The sequence below is a fragment of the Noviluteimonas gilva genome, from assembly GCF_009740395.1.
GTDB lineage: Bacteria > Pseudomonadota > Gammaproteobacteria > Xanthomonadales > Xanthomonadaceae > Noviluteimonas > Noviluteimonas gilva.
This window is the reverse complement of sequence record NZ_WOXT01000002.1, coordinates 661,076-677,915: the sequence shown is the minus strand read 5'-3', so window position 1 is coordinate 677,915 and position 16,840 is coordinate 661,076. Positions and strand designations below refer to the sequence as shown.

Sequence of the window (16,840 nt, the reverse complement as noted above, 5' to 3'; positions counted from 1 at the left end):
CCCATGCATCCGCTCGTTCGCTGGTTCCACCAACTCGGCTCGCCGCCCTACTTCGATCGCTTCGCCGCGCGCTGGTCGCCGGTGTCGTACGTGCTCGCCGTGCTGGTCATGGCGTACGGGCTGTGGGGCGCGCTGTACCAGGTGCCCGCCGATTACCAGCAGGGCGACAGCTTCCGCATCCTCTACATCCACGTGCCGGCTGCGTGGATGAGCCTGTTCGTGTTCGGGCTGATGGCCTTCTACGCGGCGATCGCGCAGATCTGGCGCATCAAGCTGTGCGAAATCCTGGCGATGGCCTGCGCGCCGACCGGCGCTGCATTCACGCTGATCACGCTGGCCACCGGTTCGATCTGGGGCAAGCCGATGTGGGGCACGTGGTGGGATTGGGATCCGCGCCTGACGAGCGAACTCCTGCTGCTGTTCCTGTATCTGGGCGTCATGGGCCTGTACCAGGCGATCGATGATCGCCGCCAGGCCGCGCGCGCCGCGGGCCTGCTCGCGATCGTCGGCGTCGCGCTGCTGCCGGTGATCCGCTACTCGGTGTACTGGTGGAACTCGCTGCACCAGGGCCAGACGATCAGCCTGCTGGGCGGCTCGAAGATGGATTCGAGCATGCTGCCGCCGTTGTTCGCGATGATCATCGCCACCAAGTTGTGGTTCATCGGCTCGCTGCTCGCGCGTGCGCGCGCCGACAACCTGCGCCGCGAAGCGGGCAAGGATTGGGTCGTGCGCATGGCCTCGGGTCAAACGGAGCGCGCGTGATGAGCTACCAGAATTACGTCATCGGCGCGTACGCCGTCTTCTTCGTCGTGCTGCTGTGGGATTTCATCGCCCCGCGCATCGACATCGCGCGCCAATTGCGCGCCGCAAAACTTCGCGCGACGCGCAAGGCACCGCGCCCCAACGTCGACACCCTGAGCAGGACCGAATCCGAATGAACCCCACCCGCCAGCGCCGCCTTTGGTACGTCGCCGCGCTGCTGGTCGCCGCCGGCATCGCGACCGCCCTCGTCGTGACCGCGCTCGGCCGCAATGTCACCTATCTCTACACGCCCGCGGAAATCCTCGATGGCCGCGCGGGCGAGGCCGTGTCGTCGGGCCAGGCGCGCATCCGCCTCGGCGGCATGGTCGCGGCCGATTCGTTCAAGCGCGCGCCCGGTTCGATGGAAGCGCACTTCACCGTCGACGATGGCGACGCGCGGATGCCCGTCGTCTACACCGGCATCCTGCCCGACCTGTTCCGCGAGAAGCAGGCCGTCATCGCCACCGGTCGCGTGCACAACGGCACCTTCGTCGCCGAAGAAGTGCTGGCCAAGCACGACGAGGCGTACATGCCCAAGGAAGTCGCCGACAAGATGGGCAAGGCGCACAAGAAACACGACGTCGACGCCGCCTTGCCCGCGGAAGGCGCCCAGTAGTGCTGCCTGAACTCGGCCAACTCGCCCTCGTCCTAGCCCTGCTCGTCGCCGCCCTGCAGGCGGTGTTGCCGCTGGCCGGCGCGCAGAACGGCCGCGCATCGTGGATGGCCGTCGCCCGGCCCGCCGCGTATCTGCAACTCGCGCTCGTGGCGCTCGCCTTCGGGCTGTTGACGCACGCATTCGTGACGCAGGATTTCTCGCTGCGTTACGTCGCGCAGAACAGCAACTCCTTGCTTCCGGTGGTCTATCGCTACACCGCCGTGTGGGGCGCGCACGAAGGCTCGCTGCTGCTGTGGGCGCTGATTCTCGCGGTGTGGACGGCGGCGGTCGCGCGCTTCTCGCAACGCTTGCCGGCTGAAGTGATCGCGCGCGTGCTCGGCGTGATGGGCCTGGTCGCGGTCGGCTTCCTCGCCTTCCTGTTGTTCACCAGCAATCCGTTCGAACGCCTGCTGCCCGCCGCGATCGAAGGCCGCGACCTCAACCCGCTGCTGCAGGACCCGGGGATGATCATCCATCCGCCGATGCTTTACCTGGGGTACGTCGGGTTCTCCGTTCCTTTCGCGTTCGCGATCGCCGCGTTGCTCGGCGGCCAGGTCGACGCACGCTGGCTGCGCTGGACGCGCCCGTGGACGAATGTCGCGTGGGGCTTCCTCACCTGCGGCATCGCGCTGGGGTCGTGGTGGGCGTATTACGAACTCGGTTGGGGCGGCTGGTGGTTCTGGGATCCGGTCGAGAACGCGAGTTTCATGCCGTGGCTCGCAGGCGCTGCGTTGCTGCACTCGCAAGCGGTCACCGAAAAGCGCGGCAGCTTCCGCGGCTGGACCTTGCTGCTCGCCATCGCAACGTTCTCGCTCTCGTTGCTCGGCACCTTCCTCGTGCGATCGGGCGTGTTGACCAGCGTGCATGCCTTCGCCGCCGATCCGACGCGCGGGCTGTTCATCCTGTTGTTCCTCGGCGCCGTCGTCGGCGGCTCGCTGCTGCTGTACGCGTTGCGTGCGCCGAACGAGAACGACGGCGCGCCCTTCGCCGCCGCCTCGCGCGAAACCCTGCTGCTCGCCAACAACCTGCTGCTGTCGACCGCATGCGCGATGGTGTTGATCGGCACGCTGTATCCGCTGCTCGCGGACGCACTGAATCTCGGCAAGATTTCCGTCGGCCCGCCCTACTTCGCGTTGCTGTTCACGCTGCTGATGGCGCCGCTGGTGTTGCTGCTGCCCTTCGGCCCGTTGACGAAGTGGCAGCGCGAACAAGCCTCGCGCCCGTTCGCGATGCTGATTCCGTGGGCGGGGCTTGCGATCGGCATCGGCATCGCGTCGTTCTTCCTCGCCAAGCAGGGGCCGTGGAAAGTCGCCGCGGGCCTCGCAGGCGCGACGTGGGTCGCCGCCGGCACGCTGCGCTTCTTGTGGACGCGCTTCCAATCCAGCGGCCGCAGGTTCACCGCCGAAATGCTCGGCATGACGTTCGCGCATGCGGGCGTCGCGGTGTTCCTCGTCGGCGCATTGCTGGTCGAAGGCCTCGCGCAGCAACGCGAACTCGCGTTGTCTCCGGGCCAGTCGATTGCAGTCGATGGCCGCATGTTCGTGTTCGAAGGCGTCGAACATCGCGAAGGCCCCAACTACGTCGCCGACCGCGGCACCGTGCGCGTGTTCGACGGCGAGCGCGAGATGACCACGCTGCATCCGGAAAAGCGCAAGTACGCCTCCGGCGGACAGGTGATGACGGAAGCCGCGATCGCCCCGGGCGTGCGCGGTGATCTGTACGTTGCGCTCGGCGAACCACTCGGCGGCGACGCCTGGGCCGTGCGCGTGCATGCCAAACCGTTCGTGCGCTGGATCTGGTTCGGCGCGTTGTTGATGGGGCTCGGTGGGTTCATCGCCGCGACGGACAAGCGCTTCCGCCGCGTGGAGGCCACCGCATGACCGGCCGCGCATCTCGCTTCCTTCCGCTCGCCGTCTTCGCCGCACTCGCGCTGCTGCTCGCCGCCGGCGTGTGGTTGAGCCGCAACCCCGATCGCGAAGCGCTCCCCTCGCCGCTGATCAACAAGCCCGCGCCGCAATTCGCGCTGCCGGTGCTGCACGAACCCGATCGCACCGTCACGCTCGCCGATCTCAAGGGCGCGCCCTTCCTGCTCAACGTGTGGGGCAGCTGGTGCCCGTCGTGCCGCGACGAACATCCGGTGCTCACGCGCTTCGCCGAAACCAAGCGCGTGCGGCTGGTCGGTTTCAACTGGAAGGACGACCGCGTCGACGCGCTGCGCTGGCTCGACCAATTCGGCAATCCGTATTGGCTCGTGATCACCGACCTCGAAGGCAAGTCGGCGATCAACTGGGGCATCTACGGCGCGCCCGAAACCTTCCTGGTCGATGCGAACGGCACGATCCGCTGGAAGCACGTGGGCCCGCTCACCGATGCGTTGATCGAAGGCGAGCTGATGCCCGCGCTCGATGCGATCGACCCGCAGGGCAAGCAATGAAACTCCTCCTCGCCCTGATGCTCGCCCTCTCCGGCCTCTTCGCGGCACCGCATGCGTTCGCGCAGGTCGGCACCGACGTCGCGCCGCTGCAATTCCAGGACGCCGCCGAAGAGAAGCGCTTCCACGCGCTCGTCGCCGAGTTGCGTTGCGTGATGTGCCAGAACCAGTCGCTGGCCGACTCCAACGCGCAGATCGCGTTCGACCTGCGCAAGGAAGTGCTGGACCTGATGCGCGAAGGTCGCTCTGATGCGGAGATCAAGGAGTTCCTCGTCGCGCGTTACGGCGAGTTCGTGCTGTATCGCCCGCGCATGGAAGCCACGACGTGGCTGCTGTGGCTCGGGCCGGCGTTGCTGCTGCTCGCCGGCGGCTTCGTGATCGCGCGCATCGTGCGCAAGCGCGCGGCGACCACGCCCGCCGCCGAAGACCCGAACCAGGAGTGGTGATGTCGCCCACGTTGACGTTCGCCATCGCGGGCGCGTTGCTCGTTCTCATCGTCGCGGCGCTGCTGCTGCGCCCCCTTTGGCGCGATTCGCAGAAGCTCGTGCTCGGGATCGCGCTGTGCATCAGCCTGGGGTCGGTGGCGCTGTATCGCATCGTCGGTACGCCGGCGGCGCTCGAACCGCAGGCCACCGTCGCGATGCCGCAGACGCTCGACGACGCCATCAAGGAACTGCAGGCGCAGATGGCGAAGAAGCCGGACGAGCCGGAAGGCTGGCGTTTGCTCGGGCAGGCACTCGGCAACAGCCAGCGTTTCGCCGAGTCGCGCGATGCGTTGGCGCATGCCGCGAAGCTCGCGCCGGGCGATCCGGACATCCTCACGGAAGCCGCGCAGGCGCGCGCGCTCGCCGATCCCGAGCATCGTTTCGACACGATCGCCGTTGCGCTGCTGCGCCAGGCCATCGAAGTGCAGCCGCAGCATCAGCGTGCGCGTTGGTTCCTCGGCATCGCGCAACGGCAGGCCGGCCAGGATGCGGAAGCCGCGACGACGTGGGAACCGTTGTTGGCGATGGTCGATGCAAGCACGGCGCCGTCGCTGCGTACGCAGATCGATGAAGCGCGGAAGGCCGCGGGCCTGAAGCCGTTGCCGCCTGCTGCAGCGCCGGCGGGTTTGCACGTGCGCGTTGCGCTCGATCCAGATCTCGCTGCGCGTGCGCGTCTCCGCGGTGACGCCACGGTCTTCGTCATCGCGCGCGCCGCCGGTGGTCCGCCGATGCCGATCGCGGTCGAACGCCACACGCTGGCCGATCTTCCGCTCGACATCACCCTCGACGACGGCGACAGCCCGATGCCGACGTCGAAGCTTTCAACGATGCGGGAAGTCGAGGTGTTGGCGCGCGTTTCCGCGAGTGGGGATGCGATTCCGCAGGCGGGTGATCTGGAGTCGACGCCTGCGCGCGTGACGTTGCCTGCGAGTGGTCCGGTTGATCTGAAGATTGGTGCGGTTCGCGAGTAAAGCGCGCTCCACCCGCATTGGCGCGCCGCCCGAACGTGGGAAGTTCCAAATTTTTCGGAAAAATTTGAAACTCCCCACGCTGGGGCATTACCTTGCGGGTCGCTTCGATCAGGGGATTTCGCCCGGCCCTTCGTTGGTGGGTGCGAAGCAAGCTTCGCACTAGCCGATCATTGGCGCTGTCGAGCGCGTCGCCGATTTGACATCTCCGGGGGGAGACAGATGCAAGCCAAGTCGATGTCGCGCGCGCATCGCGCGTTCTGGATGCTGGCGTTGCTCCTGGAGCTCGCCGTGTTGGTCAGCGTGTTCGTTGTGGATCGCTTGACGCTCAGATTGGTGCTGCTCGGTGCAACGCTGCTCCCCGTCGCGCTGTTGGCATTGCAGCGCCGCTGGGGTCGCCACAACTTCTGGGCCGGATACCTCGGGATCTACGTCTTGTTCGCCCCGGCGTGGATCAGCGCGATGTGGGCGGGCCTGGTCGCACTCGGCAGCATCGGCCTTCCGCCACTGCTCCTCGCGATGGTGCTCTACCTGCTTACGCTGCTCGCGGTCGCGATGTACGTCTTCGCTTCACCGCGTTTGTGGTTCGCCGCGGCGGAGTGAGACCGTCAAACGGGGTAAAGCACTTCCGTTTTCCGCGCGCGCAAGCCCCAAGGCCAGACGACGAATCGCTTGGTGTAGATCGTGGCGTGCAGATCGCGCGGCATCGCGAGCCAGACGGTGACTTCGAATGGGCCCGTGACCTGCGCTTGCACAGCATCGCGGGTTGGCAGAACGCGGTCACCGCGAGGCGTGAGACCGCTGACGTTGTGCGCCGTGACTTCCGCGTAAAGCGCGTCCGCGCAGCGTGTCTTTGCCGACCACGCCAAGCCGTAACCGACGCCTTGGATCGCCAACACCAGGACGATGGCGGCGATCACGATGTTGGTGAGCCGCGAACGCGGCTTGCGCGCAGATGTCATGGTGTTCCCCTGTCGTCGAGCCGCGCGGTCCCCGCAAGCCAGCGCGACCGAATATACCCTCCGTCGAGTTGTGAGTCCTGCCCGCCTTGCATAGGATCAAGCCACTTTCGCGCCGGGGTTGCCCTTGAACGCAAGGAACAGGATTTGGCTCCCCATGGTGGCCCTGTTGTTTCTTCCCTCGTGCACCACGGGGCGCCTGACGCGATCGCATCAGGCCTGCGATGTCGCGCCGTTCACCTGGTCGGCCCTCGAAGCGCCCCCGGACAACAGCGAAGCGCTGATGACCGCCAGCAACGTTCGCCCGCCGACCAAGCATCAATCACAGATCTGGTTCTCCGCGTCCAACGAGCGCCTGCTGCTCTGCCGCATCGATACGCGCCCGGATTACAGCTGCGGTAACGATAAGTGGATCTTCCAGCGCATCGATGGTCGATGGAAGGAGCAGCCCGCGACGATCACCGTTTGCGCGGATTAGCGGGCAACGTTGAATCAGGGGATTCGCGCAACAACCGAGCCCGCAATCCCCATGTGTACGCCAGCGCATATCCCAGGAAGATCCCGGCCACGCCCGTCCAACCGCCCGCTTCGATCCAGTCGGCGAGCGCATCCACGGCCCCTCCCGTTGCTTGCCGCCACGCCATCCAGAACCCCGCGGCGATGCGCAGCGCGACCAGCGTCGTCATCGCCAGCACGAGCCAGCGATTGGGCGTGTAGATCAGTCCCTTCGCGTCGCGCTCGAAGCGCGTGAGCCACAGGCTCGTGATGCCGGCGAGGATGCCGAGCAACAACCCCAGCAACGCATCGCGCAGTGCTGCATCCATCCAGCGCGATATGACCCACGCCGACAACAGGAACACGGGAACGGAGAACGCGAGCAACCACGCATTCCCGCGAATCACCCAGTGCTGTGCGCGGCGACGTGCGCGGCCGGCGGCGTAGCGCGCCCAGAGTGATATCGGCAGCAGCAAGAGCCATAGCGCGACCAGCACGAGTACGACGAGCGGTAGTAGCAAGAGCAGCGGCATGGCGGGACGCGCGTGCGGCGAGGCGCCTAGCTCGCCATGCGGGGTGCGAGCGCGGGGTGATGTAAATGCGGGCGGGCCCGGATATCGTGGGCGCCGCCGAACTCGGGGGAGTGCGTGGATGGGCGCGAAGTCCTGGATGCTCGTGGCGAGCGACGCCGAGAGCGTTGAATGATCGGCAAGTTGAAATGGACTGCAATCATCCTTGTGGCTGTCGCCGTTCTGCTGGGGACGCGGTCGTTGGATATGCTCTGGACATCGGGGCATTTCGGTTCGCCGATAGCACACACCTGCCGGCGTCTTTCGGCAACCGCGCCGCATGACAATTCGTACCAGGCGCAGATCCCCAAACATTGCGACATCCTGATGAAGCACGTGCGGCGGATGGTCGCGGCCAATGACAACGCCGCCCTGGTGATGCTCGGTGCCAGTGGTGTGCTGTTCGCGTGGGGCGCCGCGCTGTTGATCTGGGTCAGGCTATACAAGCGGCGCGCGAGCGCGAAACCCATGAAAGATTCGTAAGCGCGGCGCCAATCAAATTTCAATCACGCGGCAGTTCGGCGCCTGCCCATTGCCCTCGATCCAGATCGTCGGCACGCGCTCGACGATGCGACTGTCCTTGGATCGCAGGGTGTAAGGCCCTGTCCCGGCGAACTCGCACTCGAAATCATAGGTCGCCACGAACCCGCCGTTCTGGTCGCGCTGGAAGTCGAAGGCGTAGCGGATCTGCAGTGTGTGTACGCCGGGCGACAGCTCGACAGTTCGGCCCTCCGTCGGCCACACACGCTGCCCATCCACGCTGTGCAGGCGCACGCCCGGAGAGAGGTCGCGCTGAAGCGTGACGCTTGGATTGGCGGCATTTGCGGTCGAAGCCACGATGCAGGCGACGAGGGCGACGCAAAAGCTGTTGAGTTGGCTGGTCATCGTTCCGCCTCCGTTTGTCAGGACAACGGGGTGCCCCGGTCGAACCGGCCTATTGGTCCTGGAGCGCAAAGCTGCTCGCGAAGCTGCGCTCCACCCCACTGAGCGGATCGATGAAGGCAACCCGCTTGGCCAGCAGTTGCAAGGGCGCCGAGTAATCGCCTCTCGCGCGGTGGCGCACCGATGGATAGATCGGATCGTTGGCGATGGGTGCGCCCAGCGCGGCCATGTGCACGCGCAACTGGTGCGTGCGGCCGGTGACGGGTGTCAGTGCATAACGCCAGTGCGCATCGCCGCGTGCGATGACATCGAGCCGGGTTTCACTGTTCGGCGGGCCTTCGATTTCCTGCATGCGATAGAACGGTTCGCCGGAGACGATCCGGCTGGCACGGATGCAGGGGAATTCGACGTCCGGAAGCGCCGGTGCGATTGCTTCGTAATTCTTCTCGATCAGTCGCGCGGGAAACAGCGCCTGGTAACGCGCGCGGGTTTGCGGGTTGGTCGAGAACAACACCACGCCGGCGGTCTCGCGGTCGATCCGATGCAGCGGCACCAACGCGTGGTTCCCCGTTGCGCGGATCAGGCGCCCCAGCAGGGTTTCATGGACATGCACACCAGCAGGCGTCACTGGAAGGAAATGCGGTTTGTCCGCCACCAGCAAGTCGGCGTCGGCATGCAACACGACTTCATCGAACGGGATCGGCGGTTCGTCGGGAACTTCGCGGTAGTAATGCACTTCAAGACCGAGGCGATACGGCGTTTCCGGCGTCAGCCAGGTCCCGGCGTTGTCCACGACCCGCCCGCGCGCCATGCGCTCCAACCATTGCGCGCGCGGCACCGACGGGAATCGCTCGCACAGGCAATCCAACACGGTCGACCACGGCCCCGGCGGCAATTGCAGCGTGCTTGCGGGCAGCCCATCGATGCTGGGAGGACGTTTGCGCATGACGGCAGGATAAAGCGCTCCACCCGCATTGGCGCGCCGCCTTGCGGGTCGCTTCGATCGGGGGCTTTCGCTCGAGCATTCATTGCGGGGTGCGAAGCAAGCTTCGCACTGGCCGATCATTGGCATGTGGGTGCGCGCTGCTCGCTATCGCGCGCTTAGATATCCCAGGATCACCACGACAACGAGCGTGACCGCCAGCAGATAGAACGGCGCCCGCAACGCGATGCCCATGAGTCGATTCCCCACCGCGTTGGACAGCGGCGCGCGCCAATGGCTGTCACTGCGCCGCGCGCCCGGCAGCAGGAACCCGAGGGCGATCCAGCTCAACACGCTGAAGGCGACGACACGAAGCAGCACGATGCCGGCCTTCTCGAACAACGCCGGGACGCCGCCCAGGGCGATCGTCGCAACGAGCAATGCCAGCGCCGTCAGGCCGCCATGCAGGACTTCGAGCTTGCTCAACGCTCTCATCGGACCCCCATCAAAGTCGATTCGCTCACCATCTGCACGCAGGGTCGACGACCTTCTGTCCGGTTTCGACCCCGCCCCGCTTCAACGCATCGGTATAGAACGCGACGAACCCAGCGAGCCCGCGCGGCCCGGTTTCGTTTTCGGGCGTCCAGCGCACGCGCACGCGGCGCTCGCCATCACGCACCGTTTCGATGATGACTTCCGATCCATCGGTTCCCCAGACGTCGTCCTTTGCAGGCATCGACCAGTAGCCGCTCGCGTCGAGGGACGCCAGGAGTGCAGCGGATTCGGCCGGCGCGAGCGTCTCGGTGTCGTCGATCCCGATCTCGCCCGGCTCGTAACCACCGGCGCCGCACAACTTGATCGCGCGCCGCTCCGTCGCCGACTTGTCGAAGGTGTAGCGCACCGCGGCCGGGTGGCCCCAGGTCGGCAGCACCAGCACGCGCAGTTCGCTCACACCCCGCGCAGCGTCGGCGCGCGGCGCGCCGAGCACCGGTTCCTCCATCGCGAACAGATGCTTTCCAAACCATTCCTGCTCGAAGTCGCTCACCGCGCCGGACGGGAAGTAGTTGCCCGGATGCTCGCGCGGAATGTTGACGCCCTTGGACCAGGCGAGCATGCCGATCGCACCGACCACGAGGACGGCGACCAGGCACCCGAGCACCGTCGCCAACATCGGCAAGCGGTCGATGCGTTTTCGGTCACGATCCGGCGGGCCCATGCGTCACTCCCTGATGTGCGCCGCTCGACGATAGCGCCGGCCGAAGCCGCGTGCCAGACGCGCTGCAACAGGCGACGTGCAGTGCGACAACTGCGGTCACGAGGTGACCATGGCGACGTGGTGGATGTTCGTGGTGGTCCTCGCCGGCATGGGCGTGGGGTATTTCGTCTACAAAGGCGTGGGCTCGGCGGATCCCTACGCCAACTTGTTCGGCGGGATGATGGGCTTCCTGCTCTGGCAAGTGGTCGCGAACGCGGTCTATGTCGCGTTCGGTGGAAGGCTGCAGTTGCTCGATTGAGGGACCTTAGTCCCCGAACTCCCAATGCGAGACGTACGAGACGCGCCGCAGAATGCCTGCATTCGGGCAAGGCTCATTCACCAGCATCACGTCGGGCGGCAAGGGGTGCGACGCCTCGAACACCCCGCTGACAAAAACGTACTTGTCCGAGAACGCCGCGAGCTTCTCGGCTTCAGGCTGCAACTCCGTGGCGAGGTCGATGTAAACCAGCGCGCACGTCGCATGTTCCATATCGTCGCGCGTCGGGAAAATCGCCCAGCGGTTCTCGCTGCCGAACCCGGTCTCGAAATAACCAAAGGCAATGACGGATACCAACTTGCCGTCATACCGCTCCGGCGTCGCGATCAACTGGTAGATCGTGACGTCCAACGCGTCTGCCTGGACCGACACCCCGAGTGTGGGCAAGGGCCGGTACGGCTCGCTGGCACAGGCCGCGGTCACGCACGCAATCAAGATCGCACTCCATGTTGCGTGGCTTCGGAACGCATCCATCGACCACCTCCCTCCCTGGCAGATGCGCAGAGTATTCCACGGGCGATCAGGTACATAACAGCTGGTGCGCGTGCCTGCGTTCTTTGGGTGCCAGAAAAGTAGGCTAGGATCCCGCGGGGAACACACGGGGACTTCGATGGGGATCGGCTTCCTGCGGGACTTGCTCAATACGCCGCTGTTCGGCGCGCGCCTGCCCACCGAGCTCGCCGTGACCACCGACGTCCTTCAGCGTTTCGCTTCGGGCGACGCCAGCTGGAAGGCATTGCTTCGGTGGGAGTTCGATGGTCGCGATTACGGCCGCGTCAGGGGAACACCGTGATTCTGATCGGCAGAGGGGAGCGCATCCTTGGCTTCGACATTCAGGAGCGCCACGCCTGCGAACGCTGCGAGTGCGAGCAGGACTTCGCGTTGGGCCTCAAGTACCAGTACGGCCACTTCTACCATCTGTTCGGTTGGGTGTTTCACAAGCAGTACCACCTGATGTGCCCGACCTGCTCGCACGGGTGGCTTGTCAACGCTGCGAGTGCCGAAGCACTGATTGGTGGCAGCCCGATTCCATTTCGCCATAAATCGGGGTGGATCGTCGGCGTGATCCTGGCGCACGTGGTGGTCATCGGAACCGTGCTACGCATGGGCGCGGCCTGACAATGCGCAGACGCGCTCCAGCGATCGCTGCCGTGTTCTGCATCTCCGGATGTATGGCGCAGCCTCCCGATTCCGCTGATGTGTATTTCAGACCATTCGAAGCTACATCCATCGTGCGCATGGACGAGAGCAAGATGGTCACCTCGGCCGGCAGCAACTTCCATATCAACGATGCAGCGCGACTCGCGCGCTTGCGCTCGATCATCGACATTCCTTGTACGCCGTCGCCCCGCTCGCCAAACGATATGGATCTGCGCCTGTTGATCTATTTCACCGGGAACGACGGCCGCACCACCTGGAAGGCATCCCGCTTCGACTATTACGACGGCTTCATGGGCAAGACGTGCGTCATGACTCCTGCACTCTCGGCGTCGTTGTCCAAAGAATTCGGTGGCGGATAGCCTTTCCAACCGAAGTGGCAGCCCACGCACATCCGGTGAGGCGAGACGCGTGACGTGGTGTGGTGCACCAGAGCGCGGCCATGGATGGCCGCGCGCTCGCCCGTCGGTGGGCAGGATGCCGCTCCCGCCGGGCGACAGGGGCACCACACCACGTCGCGCGGCGCGCCGTCGGTCCGAAGCGACGCTCCTGCCCTGTAAAATCCCACGTCGCCGCCAAGGACCGACGGACCCCATGACCGAGTTCATCCCGCAAGGCACGCGCTTCCACGCCCTGCCCTCCCCGTTCCCGATGAAACGCGGCGGCGAACTGCGCAACGCGCGCATGGCCTACGAAACCTGGGGCACCCTCACCCCCGCGCGCGACAACGCCGTGTTGATCCTCACGGGCCTGTCGCCGAACGCACACGCCGCGAAGAATGCCGCCAACGCCGAACCCGGTTGGTGGGAAGACATGGTGGGCCCCGGCAAACCGATCGACACCGATCGTTGGTTCGTCATCTGCACCAACTCGTTGGGCAGCTGCAAAGGATCGACGGGCCCCGCCTCGTTGAACCCCGACACCAACGAACGGTATGGACTCGCGTTTCCCGAACTCGCGGTGGAGGACGGCGCGAACGCCGCCTACGAAGTAGTGAAAGGCCTCGGCATCGATTCACTCGCATGCGTCATCGGCAACTCGATGGGCGGCATGGTCGCCCTCGCGTACTTGCTGTTGCATCCGAACTCCGCACGCGCGCACATCAACATCTCCGGCAGCGCACGCGCGCTCCCGTTCTCGATCGCCATCCGCTCGTTGCAACGCGAAGCGATCCGCCTGGATCCGAAATGGAACCACGGCGACTACGACGATGACGTCTACCCCGAAGCCGGCATGCGCATGGCACGCAAGCTGGGCGTGATCACCTACCGCTCCGCACTGGAATGGGACGGGCGCTTCGGCCGCGTGCGCCTGGAATCGGACGACCGCGACGACGACGAACCCTTCGGCCTGGAGTTCCAGGTGGAGAGCTACCTCGAAGGCCACGCACGCCGCTTCGTCCGCAGCTTCGACCCCAACTGCTACCTCTACCTCAGCCGTTCGATGGATTGGTTCGATCTCGCCGAATACGGAGACGGCAACGTGGACGCCGGCCTGGGCCGGATCACGGTCGAACGCGCGTTGGCCATCGGGGTGGAGACCGACATCCTGTTCCCCCTCCAGCAACAGGAACAGGTGGCCGAAGGCCTGCGCGCCGCGGGGGCACAGGCCGAGTTCCTGCCCCTGCCCTCGCCGCAGGGCCATGACGCGTTTCTCGTGGATATCGCGCGTTTTGGGCCGGCGGTTAGCGAATTCCTCGCAAGGCTCTAGTTACAATCCCCGCTTGATTGCCGCCCCTCGCCCCACCCGGATCAGCCCATGAACGCGTCGCCCGCCGCCACCGACACCGCCTGTTGCCCGGACGTCGACTTCCCCGGCCGCGACAAGATGATCGCCGCGATCGACGAAGCCGTGGCCCAGGACGACGAACACAAGGTCACCGCCGCACTGCGCGACGCCCTGTGCCGCCTGATCCGCGACCGCGACGTGCGCCTGCCCGACTGCGTGCATGAGCCGATCACCGACCACTACGCCCGCCGCGAGCTCTATCGCAGCCCCGAACACGGCTACAGCATCGTCTGCATGACGTGGGGCCCGGGCCAGGGCACCCCGCTGCACGACCACTCCGGCCTGTGGTGCGTCGAAGGCGTGTGGGACGGCCAGCTGGAAATCGTGCAGTACGAACTGCTCGGCCGCGAAGGCGAGCGCTTCCGCTTCCGCGCCGCGGGCGGCATGCACGCCGGCCCCGGCAGCGCCGGCAGCCTGATCCCGCCGCACGAGTACCACACCATCCAGAACGCCAGCCCGGACCGCATCGCCATCTCGCTGCACATCTACAAGGCGCCGATGGAATGCTGCTCGAAGTTCGCGAACGTGAAGGACGAATGGTTCGTCCGCGAAAGCGCGATCCTCGAGACCGACGAAGCCGCCTGACCGCATGGCGACCGACCTCGGCCTGGCCGCCCTCCACCATCTCTTATTGTTCGGCCTCGTGGCGATGCTCGTCGCCGAAGCCGTCCTGCTCCGCGGCCCGCTGACCAGCGAGGCCATCCACCGCCTGGCGAAACTCGACGGCGGCTACGGCGCCTGCGCCGGCCTGCTGCTGATCGTCGGCCTGAGCCGCGTCTTCCTCGGCGTGAAAGGCGAAGACTTCTACCTGCACAACCCCTACTTCCACGCGAAGGTGGGCGCGTTCGTGCTGGTCGGCCTGCTGTCGATCATCCCGACCGTCAAGTTCCTGCGCTGGCGCAAGGCACAACGCACGCAACCGGCGTTCGTCCCCGCCGCCGCCGACCTGGCGAAACTGCGCACCGTGCTGCGGGTGGAACTGGCCCTGGTCGCGGTGATCTTCGTCCTCGCCGCCGCGATGGCGCGCTACGGCGGGTTCTGAAGCGCGAACAGCCGGGCTATACTTCACGCCCGCGCCGGAATGGCGGAATCGGTAGACGCAGCGGACTCAAAATCCGCCGCCCTTAAAAGCGTGTGGGTTCGAGTCCCACTTCCGGCACCAAAGATTGATCTCGGGACGTCCCACAGAATCCCGAATCACTGACAAAACCCCGCAAAACGCGGGGTTTTTTGTTGCCTAACGTCCCACCCCGCCCCACGACAGCCTGCCCCGCGAGGGGGTACGACCGGGGGTACAATCCGGCTCAATTGGGGAGTTGGGGGTACAAGGGCGCTATGGCTGCAAACACGAACAAGCTGACCGCTATCGCCATCAAGAACGCGAAACCGGGAAAACATTTCGACGGCGGCGGCCTGTTCCTCGACGTTCGCAAGAACGGGTCGAAGTATTGGCGAATGAAGTATCGGAACGGCAGCAGCGAGCAGTTGCTGTCGTTCGGCGTGTATCCGGAAGTTGGCCTTCCCGAAGCCAGGGCGCGCCGTGATGAGGCTCGCCTGTTGAAGCGGAACGGTACTGACCCTGCAACCGAAAAGCGCGCACGCAAGGTCGTCGTCAAACATGCCGCTGCGGAAGGCTTCGGCGTGATCGCCGCCGAGTGGCTGGCGAAGCAGAAGCCCAGCTTGGCCGAGGTCACGCACGCCAAGGCAGAGTGGATGATCAGTCTGGTCCCGACGTTGCACTCGTTGCCCCTCTCGCAGATCACGGCCCCCGAGGTGCTCGCCGCCCTTCAGAAGATCGAGGCTACCGGACGCAACGAAACCGCTCATCGCGTCAAGACGCGAATCAGTCAGGTTTTTCGCTACGCCATCGCGACGGGCCGCGCGCAGCGCGACCCCACCGCCGATCTTCGTGGCGCGCTGGCGCCCGTGGTTTCCAAATCCCATGCGGCCGTTACGGACCCTGCGGCGGTCGGCCAACTGCTGCGCGCGCTGCACGGGTACAAGGGGCAACCCGTCACGGCGGCCGCACTGAAACTCGCTCCGTTGGTGTTCGCCCGCCCTGGAAATCTTCGCGCGATGGAATGGTGCGAAATCGATTTTGATGCGGCGGAATGGCGCATCCCGGCGGGCAAGATGAAGATGCGCGAAGCGCACGTCGTGCCACTGCCGTCGCAGGCACTGGAAGTGTTGCGCGATTTGCACCCCCTTACCGGACACGGACGCTACTGCTTCCCTAGCGTTCGCTCGCTGCAACGCCCTATGAGCGAGAACACGATCAATTCCGCGCTACGTGGTCTCGGCTTTGACGGCGACACGATGACCGGCCATGGTTTTCGCTCAATGGCGTCAACCCGTCTTAACGAACTAGGTTGGAATCCTGACTGGATTGAAAGGCAGCTCGCGCATGCTGAACGCAACAAGGTCCGCGCCTCGTACAACCGCGCACAATACATGGCCGAGCGAGCGAAGATGATGCAGGCGTGGGCGGACTATTTGGACGGCCTGCGCGCTGGCGCCAACGTGATCCCACTCAAACGAAAGGCCGTCTAGCCGAGCGACGCCACGTCGCAGGCAAGGCCGTGCCCCCGCGTTGACTGGACGAATACAGCCCAGCATCGAACATCGTGAGCTCCCCCGCAGTCAGGGAGCGTACGTCGCGTGGCCCACGAGAATCCGAGAACGCCGATCACAAGTGGCTCGTCGGAAGACGAGCGTGAACTTCGTCGGTGGGAGCGGGTTTTCGCTTGGGCGCTGCGGCAGGAGAGGCACGAGCTGGCCGGATATGTTGCGTCGTTGGCGAACCAGCTTTTGGCCCACCGCCGCCTGGCGCGGCTGCAGCGCCGGCTGGAGCGTGCCCTGAAGGCGCAACAGTCGCGCATGCATGAGCGCGAGGCTGGGCTTACCTCCGCGGTCGCGGGGCATCGTGCGGCCCGACAAAAAGGCGCGCGTGTAAAGCTCGCCAACGACCCGAAGCAAGCCGCCAAGGTTGAGGTGAAGCGCCTTTGGTCGGACTGGCAAAGGGGGACGACGACGCACAGGTCAGGAGCCGCATTTGCGCGCTACGCCGTCGAACGGACCGCCATTGAAAGCCCCGACACCGTGACTCGCTGGGTCCGGGAATGGCAGAAGGAACGCAAGGGGAGAAGACACGACTGAGCTAGCTGCGTCAGTGTTGTTCTAGCTGCAGTCTTGGCG

General features: G+C 65.5%; 26 protein-coding genes and 1 tRNA gene. 20 read left to right on the top strand and 7 right to left on the bottom strand.

Going from position 1 to position 16,840, the window contains the following annotated elements; genetic code table 11:
- Positions 1 to 3: 3 nt before the first annotated feature.
- From ccmC to GN331_RS10355, 8 genes are all read left to right on the top strand, one after another.
- Positions 4 to 762, top strand: coding sequence for a heme ABC transporter permease CcmC (gene ccmC / locus GN331_RS10390; protein ID WP_156641908.1), 759 nt, complete (start codon positions 4 to 6; stop codon positions 760 to 762).
- Positions 762 to 938: a heme exporter protein CcmD gene (locus tag GN331_RS10385; RefSeq protein WP_156641907.1), complete on the top strand. Its 177-nt coding sequence runs from the start codon at positions 762 to 764 to the stop codon at positions 936 to 938. Before ccmC ends, GN331_RS10385 begins: the two co-directional genes overlap by 1 nt.
- Positions 935 to 1,417, top strand: a complete 483-nt coding sequence (gene ccmE, locus GN331_RS10380) for a cytochrome c maturation protein CcmE (protein WP_156641906.1) — start codon at positions 935 to 937, stop codon at positions 1,415 to 1,417. The genes GN331_RS10385 and ccmE overlap by 4 nt, the downstream gene beginning before the upstream one ends.
- The gene (locus GN331_RS10375) at positions 1,417 to 3,336 is read left to right on the top strand and encodes a heme lyase CcmF/NrfE family subunit (protein WP_331713441.1); all 1,920 of its coding nucleotides are present in this window, start codon (positions 1,417 to 1,419) and stop codon (positions 3,334 to 3,336) included. Before ccmE ends, GN331_RS10375 begins: the two co-directional genes overlap by 1 nt.
- Complete coding sequence (locus tag GN331_RS10370) at positions 3,333 to 3,890, top strand: DsbE family thiol:disulfide interchange protein (protein WP_156641905.1); 558 nt, start codon at positions 3,333 to 3,335, stop codon at positions 3,888 to 3,890. The genes GN331_RS10375 and GN331_RS10370 overlap by 4 nt, the downstream gene beginning before the upstream one ends.
- Before the next feature lie 17 nt (positions 3,891 to 3,907).
- Positions 3,908 to 4,333 (top strand): cytochrome c-type biogenesis protein, encoded by a 426-nt coding sequence (locus GN331_RS10365; RefSeq protein WP_156642053.1) that lies wholly within the window; start codon positions 3,908 to 3,910, stop codon positions 4,331 to 4,333.
- A complete protein-coding gene (locus GN331_RS10360; protein WP_156641904.1) occupies positions 4,333 to 5,343 on the top strand; it encodes a tetratricopeptide repeat protein in 1,011 nt (336 codons plus the stop codon). Before GN331_RS10365 ends, GN331_RS10360 begins: the two co-directional genes overlap by 1 nt.
- Positions 5,344 to 5,562: 219 nt before the next feature.
- Positions 5,563 to 5,943 (top strand): hypothetical protein, encoded by a 381-nt coding sequence (locus GN331_RS10355; RefSeq protein ID WP_156641903.1) that lies wholly within the window; start codon positions 5,563 to 5,565, stop codon positions 5,941 to 5,943.
- A gap of 5 nt (positions 5,944 to 5,948) precedes the next feature.
- On the opposite strand, the gene GN331_RS10350 is transcribed toward GN331_RS10355, so the two are convergent.
- Positions 5,949 to 6,302 (bottom strand): hypothetical protein, encoded by a 354-nt coding sequence (locus GN331_RS10350; RefSeq protein WP_156641902.1) that lies wholly within the window; start codon positions 6,300 to 6,302, stop codon positions 5,949 to 5,951.
- 154 nt (positions 6,303 to 6,456) lie between these two features.
- On the opposite strand from GN331_RS10350, the gene GN331_RS10345 reads away from it, so the two are divergent.
- Positions 6,457 to 6,777, top strand: a complete 321-nt coding sequence (locus GN331_RS10345) for a hypothetical protein (RefSeq protein WP_156641901.1) — start codon at positions 6,457 to 6,459, stop codon at positions 6,775 to 6,777.
- On the opposite strand, the gene GN331_RS10340 is transcribed toward GN331_RS10345, so the two are convergent.
- Positions 6,758 to 7,327, bottom strand: coding sequence for a DUF1453 domain-containing protein (locus tag GN331_RS10340; protein ID WP_156641900.1), 570 nt, complete (start codon positions 7,325 to 7,327; stop codon positions 6,758 to 6,760). The two genes, GN331_RS10345 and GN331_RS10340, sit on opposite strands and share 20 nt — an antisense overlap.
- Positions 7,328 to 7,495: 168 nt before the next feature.
- Here GN331_RS10340 and GN331_RS10335 point away from each other — a divergent pair, with 168 nt between their 5' ends.
- Complete coding sequence (locus GN331_RS10335; RefSeq protein WP_156641899.1) at positions 7,496 to 7,846, top strand: hypothetical protein; 351 nt, start codon at positions 7,496 to 7,498, stop codon at positions 7,844 to 7,846.
- A gap of 12 nt (positions 7,847 to 7,858) precedes the next feature.
- Here GN331_RS10335 and GN331_RS10330 read toward each other — a convergent pair whose 3' ends face one another.
- The 4 genes from GN331_RS10330 to GN331_RS10315 all read right to left on the bottom strand — a co-directional run bounded on the left by GN331_RS10330 (position 7,859) and on the right by GN331_RS10315 (position 10,383).
- Positions 7,859 to 8,248, bottom strand: coding sequence for a hypothetical protein (locus GN331_RS10330; protein WP_156641898.1), 390 nt, complete (start codon positions 8,246 to 8,248; stop codon positions 7,859 to 7,861).
- Between the two features lie 49 nt (positions 8,249 to 8,297).
- Positions 8,298 to 9,191 (bottom strand): pseudouridine synthase, encoded by an 894-nt coding sequence (locus GN331_RS10325; RefSeq protein WP_156641897.1) that lies wholly within the window; start codon positions 9,189 to 9,191, stop codon positions 8,298 to 8,300.
- A 144-nt stretch (positions 9,192 to 9,335) separates the two neighbouring features.
- On the bottom strand, positions 9,336 to 9,653 hold the full coding sequence (locus tag GN331_RS10320) for a hypothetical protein (RefSeq protein ID WP_156641896.1): 318 nt from the start codon (positions 9,651 to 9,653) through the stop codon (positions 9,336 to 9,338).
- 34 nt (positions 9,654 to 9,687) lie between these two features.
- Positions 9,688 to 10,383, bottom strand: a complete 696-nt coding sequence (locus GN331_RS10315) for a hypothetical protein (RefSeq protein WP_156641895.1) — start codon at positions 10,381 to 10,383, stop codon at positions 9,688 to 9,690.
- A gap of 109 nt (positions 10,384 to 10,492) precedes the next feature.
- On the opposite strand from GN331_RS10315, the gene GN331_RS10310 reads away from it, so the two are divergent.
- Positions 10,493 to 10,681, top strand: a complete 189-nt coding sequence (locus GN331_RS10310; protein ID WP_156641894.1) for a hypothetical protein — start codon at positions 10,493 to 10,495, stop codon at positions 10,679 to 10,681.
- A 6-nt stretch (positions 10,682 to 10,687) separates the two neighbouring features.
- Here GN331_RS10310 and GN331_RS10305 read toward each other — a convergent pair whose 3' ends face one another.
- Positions 10,688 to 11,173, bottom strand: a complete 486-nt coding sequence (locus GN331_RS10305; protein WP_156641893.1) for a hypothetical protein — start codon at positions 11,171 to 11,173, stop codon at positions 10,688 to 10,690.
- 136 nt (positions 11,174 to 11,309) lie between these two features.
- On the opposite strand from GN331_RS10305, the gene GN331_RS10300 reads away from it, so the two are divergent.
- From GN331_RS10300 to GN331_RS10260, 9 genes are all read left to right on the top strand, one after another.
- Positions 11,310 to 11,492 carry a hypothetical protein gene (locus GN331_RS10300; RefSeq protein WP_156641892.1) on the top strand — a complete coding sequence of 61 codons (183 nt, stop codon included), beginning with the start codon at positions 11,310 to 11,312 and terminating at the stop codon, positions 11,490 to 11,492.
- Positions 11,489 to 11,818 carry a hypothetical protein gene (locus GN331_RS10295; RefSeq protein WP_156641891.1) on the top strand — a complete coding sequence of 110 codons (330 nt, stop codon included), beginning with the start codon at positions 11,489 to 11,491 and terminating at the stop codon, positions 11,816 to 11,818. Before GN331_RS10300 ends, GN331_RS10295 begins: the two co-directional genes overlap by 4 nt.
- A gap of 119 nt (positions 11,819 to 11,937) precedes the next feature.
- Complete coding sequence (locus tag GN331_RS10290) at positions 11,938 to 12,219, top strand: hypothetical protein (protein WP_156641890.1); 282 nt, start codon at positions 11,938 to 11,940, stop codon at positions 12,217 to 12,219.
- A gap of 232 nt (positions 12,220 to 12,451) precedes the next feature.
- Positions 12,452 to 13,567 (top strand): homoserine O-acetyltransferase MetX, encoded by a 1,116-nt coding sequence (gene metX / locus GN331_RS10285; protein ID WP_156641889.1) that lies wholly within the window; start codon positions 12,452 to 12,454, stop codon positions 13,565 to 13,567.
- Between the two features lie 48 nt (positions 13,568 to 13,615).
- On the top strand, positions 13,616 to 14,230 hold the full coding sequence (locus tag GN331_RS10280; protein ID WP_156641888.1) for a cysteine dioxygenase family protein: 615 nt from the start codon (positions 13,616 to 13,618) through the stop codon (positions 14,228 to 14,230).
- 4 nt (positions 14,231 to 14,234) lie between these two features.
- Positions 14,235 to 14,687: a DUF2214 family protein gene (locus GN331_RS10275; protein ID WP_156641887.1), complete on the top strand. Its 453-nt coding sequence runs from the start codon at positions 14,235 to 14,237 to the stop codon at positions 14,685 to 14,687.
- Positions 14,688 to 14,720: 33 nt separating this feature from the next.
- Positions 14,721 to 14,807: transfer RNA gene (locus tag GN331_RS10270), tRNA-Leu, on the top strand.
- Between the two features lie 173 nt (positions 14,808 to 14,980).
- Positions 14,981 to 16,195: a tyrosine-type recombinase/integrase gene (locus tag GN331_RS10265; RefSeq protein ID WP_156641886.1), complete on the top strand. Its 1,215-nt coding sequence runs from the start codon at positions 14,981 to 14,983 to the stop codon at positions 16,193 to 16,195.
- 108 nt (positions 16,196 to 16,303) lie between these two features.
- Positions 16,304 to 16,801: a hypothetical protein gene (locus GN331_RS10260; protein ID WP_156641885.1), complete on the top strand. Its 498-nt coding sequence runs from the start codon at positions 16,304 to 16,306 to the stop codon at positions 16,799 to 16,801.
- Positions 16,802 to 16,840: the final 39 nt, after the last annotated feature.

Excerpts from the sequence above, each read along its gene's own strand:
- GN331_RS10315 (WP_156641895.1), bottom strand. The coding sequence starts at position 10,383 with ATGGGCCCGCCGGATCGTGACCGAAAACGCATCGACCGCTTGCCGATG.
- GN331_RS10355 (WP_156641903.1), top strand. The coding sequence starts at position 5,563 with ATGCAAGCCAAGTCGATGTCGCGCGCGCATCGCGCGTTCTGGATGCTG.
- GN331_RS10265 (WP_156641886.1), top strand. The coding sequence starts at position 14,981 with ATGGCTGCAAACACGAACAAGCTGACCGCTATCGCCATCAAGAACGCG.
- GN331_RS10325 (WP_156641897.1), bottom strand. The coding sequence starts at position 9,191 with ATGCGCAAACGTCCTCCCAGCATCGATGGGCTGCCCGCAAGCACGCTG.
- GN331_RS10370 (WP_156641905.1), top strand. The coding sequence starts at position 3,333 with ATGACCGGCCGCGCATCTCGCTTCCTTCCGCTCGCCGTCTTCGCCGCA.
- GN331_RS10305 (WP_156641893.1), bottom strand. The coding sequence starts at position 11,173 with ATGGATGCGTTCCGAAGCCACGCAACATGGAGTGCGATCTTGATTGCG.
- GN331_RS10300 (WP_156641892.1), top strand. The coding sequence starts at position 11,310 with ATGGGGATCGGCTTCCTGCGGGACTTGCTCAATACGCCGCTGTTCGGC.
- metX (WP_156641889.1), top strand. The coding sequence starts at position 12,452 with ATGACCGAGTTCATCCCGCAAGGCACGCGCTTCCACGCCCTGCCCTCC.
- GN331_RS10280 (WP_156641888.1), top strand. The coding sequence starts at position 13,616 with ATGAACGCGTCGCCCGCCGCCACCGACACCGCCTGTTGCCCGGACGTC.
- GN331_RS10365 (WP_156642053.1), top strand. The coding sequence starts at position 3,908 with ATGCTCGCCCTCTCCGGCCTCTTCGCGGCACCGCATGCGTTCGCGCAG.
- GN331_RS10275 (WP_156641887.1), top strand. The coding sequence starts at position 14,235 with ATGGCGACCGACCTCGGCCTGGCCGCCCTCCACCATCTCTTATTGTTC.
- GN331_RS10330 (WP_156641898.1), bottom strand. The coding sequence starts at position 8,248 with ATGACCAGCCAACTCAACAGCTTTTGCGTCGCCCTCGTCGCCTGCATC.
- GN331_RS10335 (WP_156641899.1), top strand. The coding sequence starts at position 7,496 with ATGATCGGCAAGTTGAAATGGACTGCAATCATCCTTGTGGCTGTCGCC.
- GN331_RS10290 (WP_156641890.1), top strand. The coding sequence starts at position 11,938 with ATGGACGAGAGCAAGATGGTCACCTCGGCCGGCAGCAACTTCCATATC.
- GN331_RS10385 (WP_156641907.1), top strand. The coding sequence starts at position 762 with ATGAGCTACCAGAATTACGTCATCGGCGCGTACGCCGTCTTCTTCGTC.
- GN331_RS10310 (WP_156641894.1), top strand. The coding sequence starts at position 10,493 with ATGGCGACGTGGTGGATGTTCGTGGTGGTCCTCGCCGGCATGGGCGTG.
- ccmC (WP_156641908.1), top strand. The coding sequence starts at position 4 with ATGCATCCGCTCGTTCGCTGGTTCCACCAACTCGGCTCGCCGCCCTAC.
- GN331_RS10345 (WP_156641901.1), top strand. The coding sequence starts at position 6,457 with ATGGTGGCCCTGTTGTTTCTTCCCTCGTGCACCACGGGGCGCCTGACG.
- GN331_RS10360 (WP_156641904.1), top strand. The coding sequence starts at position 4,333 with ATGTCGCCCACGTTGACGTTCGCCATCGCGGGCGCGTTGCTCGTTCTC.
- GN331_RS10350 (WP_156641902.1), bottom strand. The coding sequence starts at position 6,302 with ATGACATCTGCGCGCAAGCCGCGTTCGCGGCTCACCAACATCGTGATC.
- GN331_RS10340 (WP_156641900.1), bottom strand. The coding sequence starts at position 7,327 with ATGCCGCTGCTCTTGCTACTACCGCTCGTCGTACTCGTGCTGGTCGCG.
- ccmE (WP_156641906.1), top strand. The coding sequence starts at position 935 with ATGAACCCCACCCGCCAGCGCCGCCTTTGGTACGTCGCCGCGCTGCTG.